The organism is Streptomyces lonarensis, from assembly GCF_012033735.1.
Classification (GTDB): Bacteria; Actinomycetota; Actinomycetes; order Streptomycetales; family Streptomycetaceae; genus Streptomyces; species Streptomyces lonarensis.
In genome coordinates this window covers 1-8721 of the sequence record NZ_JAAVJD010000218.1, presented here as the reverse complement: position 1 = coordinate 8721, position 8721 = coordinate 1, and the positions used below count along the sequence as shown (strand labels likewise).

Genomic DNA, 8721 nt, shown 5'->3' with positions numbered 1-8721 from the left:
GTGCCGGTCCGGGCCACGGGCGGCGGCGCCCGCGGCGGGACCGCCCGCGTGGCAGCGGGTGCCCCCTGGGCGGTGGCGCACCGCTGGCCGGGCGACACGATGCACGCGCTGTGCGTGCCGCTGCGCAGCCGGGGCCGGGTGCTCGGTGTGGTGACCTTCCTGCGGGGGAGCGGGCGCAGCGGGTTCGACCGGGCGGACGCGGCCTTCGCGGAGGACGTCGCGCTGCGCGTCGCCTCGGCCGTCGACCTCGCGGCCGCCTGCGGCTGAACCGGCCCGGAGCCGCGGGCCGGGCCCGGGCGCCCCGGCCCGGGGTGCGCCCGGCCGGTCAGCGACGCTGCCAGAGCACCTGGTCCGCGTGGCGCTCGCAGACCCGCTGGTTCCACTCCGTGCCGCCGTCGATGTTGCCGGAGCGCAGCAGCGGCGGCTCCAGGCCGCGATCGGCCAGCTCCCCGGCGGCCGTGGCGACGACCGCCTGCATCAGCGCCGAGGTGACGACGGTCGAGGCGGGGCCGAACGGCGCGGCGACGGCCGGATGCGTCAGCTCGGCGTCCCCGGGGGCGATCTTGTTGTCGAGCACCACGTCGCAGTGGTCCTTCAGGAACGTCCCGTCGGCCGCCTGCGAGGTGGTCTCGGCCGCGTACCGGACGGAGGTCACGCCGACCACGCGCAGCCCCAGGGCGCGGGCCTGCGAGGCCATCTCCACCGGGAGCACGTTGCGGCCGGAGAGCGAGATGACGAAGAGCAGGTCCCCGGCGCGTGCCGGGGAGGTTGCCAGGGTCGCGCGGGCCAGCCCGCCGACGCGTTCCAGGGCGCTGGAGAGCGGCGCGGGCTGGACGTCCACCCCGCTGGCGCCGGGGACGCTCAGCAGGTTGACGACGGCGAGGCCGCCGGCCCGGTACACCACGTCCTGCGCGGGCAGCGCCGAGTGCCCGGCGCCGTAGGCGAAGACCCGGCCGCCCGCGGCGACGGTGTCGGCCAGCAGGGCGCCCGCCCGGGCCACCGCCTCGCCCTCCTCCTCCCGTACCCGGGCCAGCAGCCGCTGCGCTGCGTCGAAGAACTGGTCGGCGAGGGGGAGGGGGCTCATCGGCGGGGACATCCTTCGGCTGGAGGACGCCGGGCGCGGCGCGCGCCACGGCGCTGTCACGCTGGGCTCCGCACACCTGTGCTGTCAAGATCGGCAACGCGAACGACGCCCTCGTCGAGCCCTCGCGGAGGCGCCGCGGGGCCCCGGCGGGCGGGCGTGCGGGCCGGAAACACCGGGGGCCGGGCGCCGGGTCGGTCCGGTTGTCGCCGCGATGGGTCAGAATTGGTGGCAGGGCCACCGCACGACATAGCCGAGGGGCAACCATGTCCGGACTCATCGACACCACAGAGATGTACCTCCGCACCATTCTGGAGCTGGAGGAGGAGGGTGTGGTTCCGATGCGGGCCCGTATCGCCGAACGTCTCGAACAGAGCGGGCCGACCGTGAGCCAGACGGTCGCCCGCATGGAGCGCGACGGCCTGCTGAGCGTGGCCGGCGACCGCCACCTGGAGCTGACCGAGGAGGGCCGCCGGCTGGCGGAGCGCGTGATGCGCAAGCACCGGCTGGCGGAGTGCCTGCTGGTCGACGTGATCGGCCTGGAGTGGGAGCACGTCCACGCCGAGGCGTGCCGCTGGGAGCACGTGATGAGCGAGGCGGTCGAGCGGCGCGTCCTCGCGCTGCTGGACCACCCGACGGAGTCGCCGTACGGCAACCCGATCCCGGCGCTCGCCGAACTGGGTGAGGCGGTGACCACCGACCCCTTCCTGGAGGAGGGCATGGTGGCGCTGAGCGACCTCGGCGCGGGTGACGGCCGCACCGTCGTGGTCCGGCGGATCGGCGAGCCCATCCAGATGGATGCGCAGCTCATGCACACGCTCCGGCGCGCGGGTGTGCAGCCCGGCGCGTCCGTCAGCGTGCGCGCCGGTGACGAGGGCGGCGTGCTGGTCGGCAGTGGCGGCGAGGCCGCCGAGCTGAACGACTCGGTGGCGATGCACGTCTTCGTCGCGAAGAACTGAGCGGCGCCCGCCGGGAGGCGGGACGGTCCGCAGGACCGAGGGATCGCGGGGCGGCCGGTAACGGCCGCCCCGCTGCCGTGTGTGCGGCGCCACCGTTTGCGGGGCGGAGCCGGGGGCATGACGGGGGGCATCGGTGGTGGTGAGTGCCCTCCTCCCCGGCCTTCCGGCCGACGCGGGCGGACTCGGCGGCCGCCGTGGCGGTCGCCGGTCGGCGGGCCCCGGTGGTGGTGGCGGCAGCTCCGCGCCCTGCCGGTGCGGTCGGAACGGCCCGCCGCGGGAGCTCGACCCGGCGGCGTCACCGAGTGCGGGTTGGTCACTCGTACGAGGGAAACGCGGCAGAAGGAAGGCGTGTTCGAATACCTGTTCGGTAACCTCGCAGTGCAGGCCGGGCGGCGGCCCGGGGCAGAGCAACCGTGTCCCGGGGTCCCGCGCTGTCGGCGGTGGGCAGTTCTGCCCGTGGGGGAGTCCGAGAGGTGAGCGAAGGGGGTACGACGCATGGTCCGGCGACTGGAGGTCGCGGGGAGCGACGGCACGCGTCTTGCCGCGTGGGATTTCTCCGATTCCTCGACGATGGAGCAGTTCGGTGAGCGTCCCGGGGTACTCCTGCTGCACGGCCTGATGGGCCGTTCGACCCACTGGGCGGAGGCGTCCCGCTGGCTCGCCGACCGCTACCGTCCCGTCGGCCTCGACCAGCGCGGCCACGGCCTGAGCCAACGCCCGCCCGGCGGCGACTACGGCCGTGACGCCTTCGTCGCCGACGCGGAGGCCGCGCTGGAGCAGCTGCGGCTCGGCCCCGCCGTCCTCATCGGCCACGCCATGGGAGCGCTCACCGCCTGGCAGCTCGCGGCCCGCCGCCCCGATCTGGTGAGCGCCCTGGTCATCGGCGACATGCGCGCCTCTCCGCTGGGGGAGGAGTCACAGCGGGAGTGGGCGCGCTGGTACGACTCCTGGCCGACGCCCTTCGCCTCGCCCGCCGCCGCGCGCCGCTGGTTCGCCGTCGACGACCCGATCCTGGCGCGGCCCTCGCCCGCCCGGGGCGCCTACTACACCGAGGTCATGTCCGAGGGGCCCGAGGGCTGGAACCCGATCTTCCGTCGCGAGGACATGCTGCGTGCCCGGGAGGCGTGGGTGCACGACGCCCACTGGGAGGAGCTCGCCCAGGTCGAGTGCCCGACCCTCGTGATCCGCGGCCAGGACGGCGAGCTCGGCCGGGCCGAGGCGCAGGAGATGGTGCGGGTCCTCCCGCAGGGCAGCTACGCCGACATCCCCGACGCCGGCCATCTCGCCCACCACGAGCGCGCCGAGGAGTGGCGGGCGGCGGTGGAGTCCTTCCTCACCTCCGTGAAGCACGAGTAGCGGAGCCGGGCCGGCCAACGCCCCCGCCCACCGGGGGAGTCGGGTGCCGGCACTCCGCCCGCACGGCGTCGCTGTCCAGACGGCCCCCTGAGCGCCCGCCCGGCCCGGGCCCGGGATCGGTAGGCTTTCCACACGACCAAGGGGGGACGATGCGCAGACAGGCGCGGGCGACGCTGGGCGTCACGGCCGCCGCAGCCGTTCTGGTGGCCGTCTCCGGCTGCTCGGGGGAGAGCGACAGCTACTGGGGCGCCCGGTCCGCGGAGCCCGAGGCGGAGGGCGGCGGGGGTGAACCGGACGCGAGCAGCGGCAAGGGCGGCGGGCCCGCCGCCGGCGGCCCCCGCGCGGACGACGAGGACCCGCAGCTCCGGGAGATGTTCGACTCCGCACTGGCCGAGTTCGCCGACGCCGAATCGCTGCGGCTCACCGGCTCCCTCGTGGACGCCGGCAGCCGGATGGAACTCGACATCTGGCTCGACTCCGACGGGGACTGCTCGGCCGACGTCGCCATGGAGGGCGAGGGGGCCATGACCATCCTCAAGTCGGCCGACCTGGTCTGGGTGAAGGCCGACGACCTCTTCTGGGAGGTCGCCGGACTGCACGAGCTGGGCGTCCAGCTCGACGGCCGGTACCTGCACGGCTCCACCCGGGACCCGGCGATGGCCGGCTTCACCGAGCTCTGCGTGCTGGAGGAGCTGACGGGCGACCTCCCGGTCGACGAGTTCGACGCCGGCATCACCGAGCAGGGCCGCAGCGAGCTCGACGGCACCCCGGTCGTGGACATCGAGGTGACCGAGCGGGACGGCGAGACCGCCGTCATGCGCGTAGCGGTGGAGGCCCCCCACTACCTCCACGAGATCAGCGCGGTCGAGGACGGCGAGCAGCAGCGCATGGTCTTCGACCGCTACAACGAGCCGCTGGAGATCACCCCGCCCCGCCCGGAGGAGATCTTCCTCCCGGGGGAGGTCAGCCCCGTCTGATCCGCCCGGTCGGTCCCCGGCGTGGGAAGCGCGCCGCGGCGGCGCCCCTGTGCCGGCGGGCGCGCGGGAGCCGCCCCTGTCGGTGCCGGTGGCCGTCGATACGATCCCCCCTCTACACCGAGGGGGAACACGTGAACCATCGTGCGCGTACCGGGCGCCGCGCCGCCGGAGTTGCGGCAGCGGGGCTGCTGGCGCTGACCGCATGCGGGGGCGGGCTGCACGCGGAGCAGTGGACGGCCGCACGGGCCGAGGAGCCGACCGGCGCCGGGTCCGCGCCCGCGGCCGAGGCGGAGGAATCGGCGGAAGCGCCCGAGCTGCGGCCGAGGGAGTACCTCGCCGCGGCCACGGAGGAGCTCCGCGCCGCCACCGCGCTGCGCGTGACGGGCGACCTGACGGTCGACGGGGCGCCGATGGGGATGGACCTCTGGATGGACGACACCGGCGCATGCCTGGCTTCCATGGACATGGCCGACGACGGGGTGATGGAGTTCATCCAACTGGGGGACGACTACTGGCTGAAGGGCGACGAGGCGTACTGGGCGGCTGCCGACGAGCCGGAAGTCGAAGAGTTTCTCGACGGCCGCTACCTTGCCGGCTCGCTCCGCGACCTGCCGGCCGCTCACACGCCCGGGGAGATGTGCACGCTCGACGAGTTCCGGGAGGGGTGGGGGGCTGTGGGGTTCGTGGGCGAGGTCGCCGAGGTCGGGCGGGGCGAGATCGACGGGACCCCGGTGGTGGAGTTCGAACTCACCAGGCTGCTCGGCGAGGTCTCCGAACTCCACATCATGGCGGAGCGGCCCCACTACGTGCTGCGTGTCTCAGGGCCCGCGGACGGGGTGCACCAGACGATGGACTCCGAGTTCAACGTGCCGGTCGAGGTGACGGCGCCGTCCGACGAGGAGTCGGTGTCGATGGCGGAGCTGCTCGACAGCTGACGCGCCGCGATGCGCGGCGCCCGGTAGCGCCGAGGCGTCACGGGGACGGACCGGTTCGCCGGGCCGCGGGGCGCGCCCACCTCCCGACCCTCCGGGCCCGGGAGCCCCGGCCGACCGCGGCAGCATCAGCGGAACCCCGCGTTCCACGGGGCGCACCCGGGGGAGCATGATCGCGGAGCGGGGGCGCGCCGACGACCGAGCCGGTCGCCGGAACCGGGCGTCCGGCCCGCCGCCGCACGCCGGGAGCGGGCGGCGCGCCCCCGGCGGCCTCGGAGCGGGTGTGAGACCCCACGCCGCCCGCGACGCCGGCTACGGCCACCTGCCGCGTGGTCGAAAGACGCCCGAACACCACCCGGTACGAGGGCGCCCCTCCGCCGCGCAGCTGACCGCGTCCGACGCCGAGAGCCGACCCGACGTGGGGTCCCGAACCCGCTCTCAGCCGTGGTCCAGCCCGCAGGCGTAGGCCAGCGAGGGCAGGATCTCCTCCGGGTCGGCGGGCCAGCGGACGGCCCGGCCGCCGCGCCGCACCCACTGCACCGAGCCCAGCGGCCCCAGCCGGGTCGGCGGCGCCGGCACGTAGCCGTTGCCGCCCACCGTCCGCAGGTCGAGCGCGTTCCGGGGCCAGCCCAGCTGCCGCAGCATCCCCGGCGCCTTGACCGCCCCGCCGGGCAGCACGAAGAACATCATCCGGCCGCCGGGGGTCGCGGCGACCGGGCCGAGTTCGACCTCGGCGCGTTCCAGCCGGGCCAGCGCCAGGCAGCCGGCCGACTCCGGCACGTCGAGGACGTCGAAGCTGCGCCCGGTCGGCAGCAGCACCGAGGCGCGGGGTTCCGCCTCCCACATCCGCCGCGCGGCGGCCGGGCTGGAGGTGACCCGCTCCGCCCAGCCCGGGCCGTCGGGGTGGGCGCCCGGCGCCTCGCACGCCGGGGCCCCGCAGGAGCAGTGGACGGTCCCGCCGCGGTGCTCCAGCCAGGTGCCGGGCAGCACGTCCCAGTGCCGCTCCTCGGTGTACCGGACGGCGTGCTCCAGCGGGCCGTCGCCCCGTTGCTGCGGAATCCCCGCCCGGCGGTCGGGGGTGGCGGCGGGCGGGGCGGGGGCTGCGGCGGTCTCTCTCACGGTGATCACAACTCTCCGCGCCCCCGGCGGTTACGGTCACCGCCGGGAGCGCGGCTTGCAGGAGGGGCGCACGGGTGCATCCGCGGGAGCGTGGCGCATGGGGCCCGGCCCCGGGTGGGCATCGATTCTGCGGACAAGTCCGTAGGACAGCCGAGCCTGGAGAGAGCACATGACCGAGAGTGCCGCGGTGCCCGCCGCACGGCAGCCCAACGAGCGGCTGTTGTCCCTGATACGGGAGGCGGGGTGCTCGAACGCGGGCCTCGCCCGCCGCGTCAACGTGTGCGCGGCAGAGCGAGGGCTCGACTTCCGGTACGACAAGACCTCGGTCGCCAGGTGGATCAGAGGACAGCGGCCGCGTGGCCGCGCGCCGGAGGTGATCGCCGAGGCGCTGGGCCGGAAGCTGGGCCGCACGGTGACCCTGCAGGAGATCGGCATGGGCGGCTCCCGCCAGCCGCCCTCGGCGGTGGGGCTGACCTTCGCCCCGGGGCTGCTGGAGGCGATCGAGGAGGCCCGGGAACTGTGGCGGGCGGACTCCGCCCGGCCGCAGCCCACCGGGACCGGCCAGACCCCGGCCGGCGGCGCCGCCGTGGCGCCGGGCGCGCTGGTGGAGCCGAGCCGCGACTGGCTGATCGCCCGGATCGACGACTCCGTCGCCGCGCCGGCCGGGACCGGTCGTGTCGGGATGAGCGACGTCGAGGCGGTGATCGCCACCACCGAGGCGATGGTGGAGCTCGACCGCCGCTGGGGCGCGGGCCACGTCCGGCCCGTCGTCGCGCACTACCTCAACGGTGTGGTGGCGGGGCTGCTGACCGGCTCCTACCGGGAGTCGGTCGGGCGCAGGCTGTTCGCCGCGGCCGCCCGTCTCACGGAACTCGCCGGCTACATGGCGGTCGACACCGGCCAACCCGGGCTCGCGCAGCGCTACTACATCCAGGCGCTGCGGCTCTCCCAGGCCGCCGGCGACCGGGGTTTCGGCGGCTACGTGCTCGCCGCGGGCATGAGCCACCTCGCCGCCCAGCTGGGCAGCCCGCGCGAGGTGATCCAGCTCGCCCGGGCCGCGCAGGAGGGCACCCGCGGCCAGGTACCGCCCCGGGCGGAGGCGCTGTTCCTCGCCGCTGAGGCCCGCGGCCACGCGCAGCTCGGCGACCGCGAGGCGTGCCGCCGGGCGGCCTCCCCGGCGCTCGCCGCCATGGAACGCGCCGGGGGGTCGCGCGGCGAGGACCCGGACTGGGTCGCGCACTACGACTCGGCGTACCTCGCCGACGAGCTGGCCCACTGCCATCGCGACCTCGAACAGGGCAACGCCACCCAGCAGCGCGCCTCGGAGGCGTTGGCGGGACACCCGGAGAGCCGGACCCGACGGCGCGCGATCGGGCTGCTGGTGCTCGCCACGGGCAAGCTCCAGCAGGCCGAGGTGGAGCACGCCTGCCAGACCGCCGGGGAGGCCGGCGTGCTGCTGACGGGGTTGCGGTCGCGACGGGGCAGCCAGTACTTCGCGGACTTCAACGCACGGCTGGCGCCCTATCAGGACACGCCTCACGTCAAGGAGTTCCAGGAGCGCTGGAGGGGGGCCGCCCCGGCACTCGTCTGACGCCCGGCGTGCGATCCTGCGGTCCGGTCGGGCCGGTGACTCCGGGTACAGTCGGCCGAACGGGTTGGTGACCGCTCCTGTGTGCGAGCGGCTGCCGTGCCCCGGCATCGCCGCCACCCGGGCCCGGGCGCGGCCCGAGGAGTGACGGAGGACCCACGCCGGTGTCGAGCAACCGCCACAGGCGAGCGGAGGAGCCGCACGGGTACGAGGGCGCGGCGTGGCAGCCCGGCGGTGCGCCCGACCCGTGGGCGCACACCGGCGCGGACCCGTCCGGGCAGGCCGGCCCGTGGGACGAGCAGTGGGCGCAGCCCGACGCACCGTTCCCGCCCCCGGCCCCGCCGGGGGCGCCGCCCGCCCCGGGCGGGGCACCCGGCGGTTACGGCTACCCGCCGCCCGCCGACGGGGCCGCCACTGCCACTCGCCGTGCTGCCCGCGCTGCCGGCGCGCCGGCGGCCGGTGCCCGGTCTGACGACAGCCGCCACCTCGGACGGGCCGTCGACCCCGCTGCGGTTGCCCGCCCGACGACGGCCGGTACCGGGTGCGACGGGCGGCGGCGGGGGTGCGTTCGGGGGCACCGCAGGCGGGGGCCCGGCGACGGGTGGGCATCGATTCTGCGGACAAGTCCGTAGGACAGCCGAGCCTGGAGAGAGCACATGACCGAGAGTGCCGCGGTGCCCGCCGCACGGCAGCCCAACGAGCGGCTGTT

The 8721-nt window shown here is 75.9% G+C and carries 8 protein-coding genes; 6 read left to right on the top strand and 2 right to left on the bottom strand.

The genetic code is table 11. The annotated features are described in order from the left end of the window. A partial coding sequence (locus HCN56_RS20735) for a GAF domain-containing protein (RefSeq protein ID WP_167973367.1) occupies window positions 1–267 on the top strand: 267 nt, incomplete at its 5' end. A gap of 58 nt (window positions 268–325) precedes the next feature. On the opposite strand, the gene HCN56_RS20730 is transcribed toward HCN56_RS20735, so the two are convergent. Beyond that, window positions 326–1084 carry an SIS domain-containing protein gene (locus HCN56_RS20730; RefSeq protein WP_167973366.1) on the bottom strand — a complete coding sequence of 253 codons (759 nt, stop codon included), beginning with the start codon at window positions 1082–1084 and terminating at the stop codon, window positions 326–328. A 263-nt stretch (window positions 1085–1347) separates the two neighbouring features. Here HCN56_RS20730 and HCN56_RS20725 point away from each other — a divergent pair, with 263 nt between their 5' ends. The 4 genes from HCN56_RS20725 (at window position 1348) to HCN56_RS20710 (ending at window position 5308) form a co-directional block, all read left to right on the top strand. Next, window positions 1348–2040, top strand: coding sequence for an iron-dependent transcriptional repressor DtxR (locus tag HCN56_RS20725; RefSeq protein ID WP_167973364.1), 693 nt, complete (start codon window positions 1348–1350; stop codon window positions 2038–2040). Window positions 2041–2535: 495 nt separating this feature from the next. After that, a complete protein-coding gene (locus tag HCN56_RS20720; RefSeq protein WP_167973362.1) occupies window positions 2536–3396 on the top strand; it encodes an alpha/beta fold hydrolase in 861 nt (286 codons plus the stop codon). Between the two features lie 149 nt (window positions 3397–3545). Further along, complete coding sequence (locus HCN56_RS20715) at window positions 3546–4373, top strand: hypothetical protein (RefSeq protein ID WP_167973359.1); 828 nt, start codon at window positions 3546–3548, stop codon at window positions 4371–4373. 131 nt (window positions 4374–4504) lie between these two features. Continuing rightward, entirely contained in the window at window positions 4505–5308 is an 804-nt protein-coding gene (locus HCN56_RS20710) for a hypothetical protein (RefSeq protein WP_167973357.1), read from the top strand. A gap of 435 nt (window positions 5309–5743) precedes the next feature. On the opposite strand, the gene HCN56_RS20705 is transcribed toward HCN56_RS20710, so the two are convergent. After that, window positions 5744–6433, bottom strand: a complete 690-nt coding sequence (locus HCN56_RS20705; RefSeq protein ID WP_376770905.1) for a bifunctional DNA primase/polymerase — start codon at window positions 6431–6433, stop codon at window positions 5744–5746. Between the two features lie 160 nt (window positions 6434–6593). On the opposite strand from HCN56_RS20705, the gene HCN56_RS20700 reads away from it, so the two are divergent. Continuing rightward, a complete protein-coding gene (locus tag HCN56_RS20700) occupies window positions 6594–8015 on the top strand; it encodes an NsdA family TPR-like regulatory protein (protein ID WP_167973355.1) in 1422 nt (473 codons plus the stop codon). Window positions 8016–8721 lie beyond the last annotated feature (706 nt).

Bases quoted from the DNA above. Each gene is read 5' to 3' on its own strand.
- HCN56_RS20730 (WP_167973366.1), bottom strand. From the start codon at position 1,084: ATGAGCCCCCTCCCCCTCGCCGACCAGTTCTTCGACGCAGCGCAGCGG.
- HCN56_RS20725 (WP_167973364.1), top strand. From the start codon at position 1,348: ATGTCCGGACTCATCGACACCACAGAGATGTACCTCCGCACCATTCTG.
- HCN56_RS20720 (WP_167973362.1), top strand. From the start codon at position 2,536: ATGGTCCGGCGACTGGAGGTCGCGGGGAGCGACGGCACGCGTCTTGCC.
- HCN56_RS20715 (WP_167973359.1), top strand. From the start codon at position 3,546: ATGCGCAGACAGGCGCGGGCGACGCTGGGCGTCACGGCCGCCGCAGCC.
- HCN56_RS20700 (WP_167973355.1), top strand. From the start codon at position 6,594: ATGACCGAGAGTGCCGCGGTGCCCGCCGCACGGCAGCCCAACGAGCGG.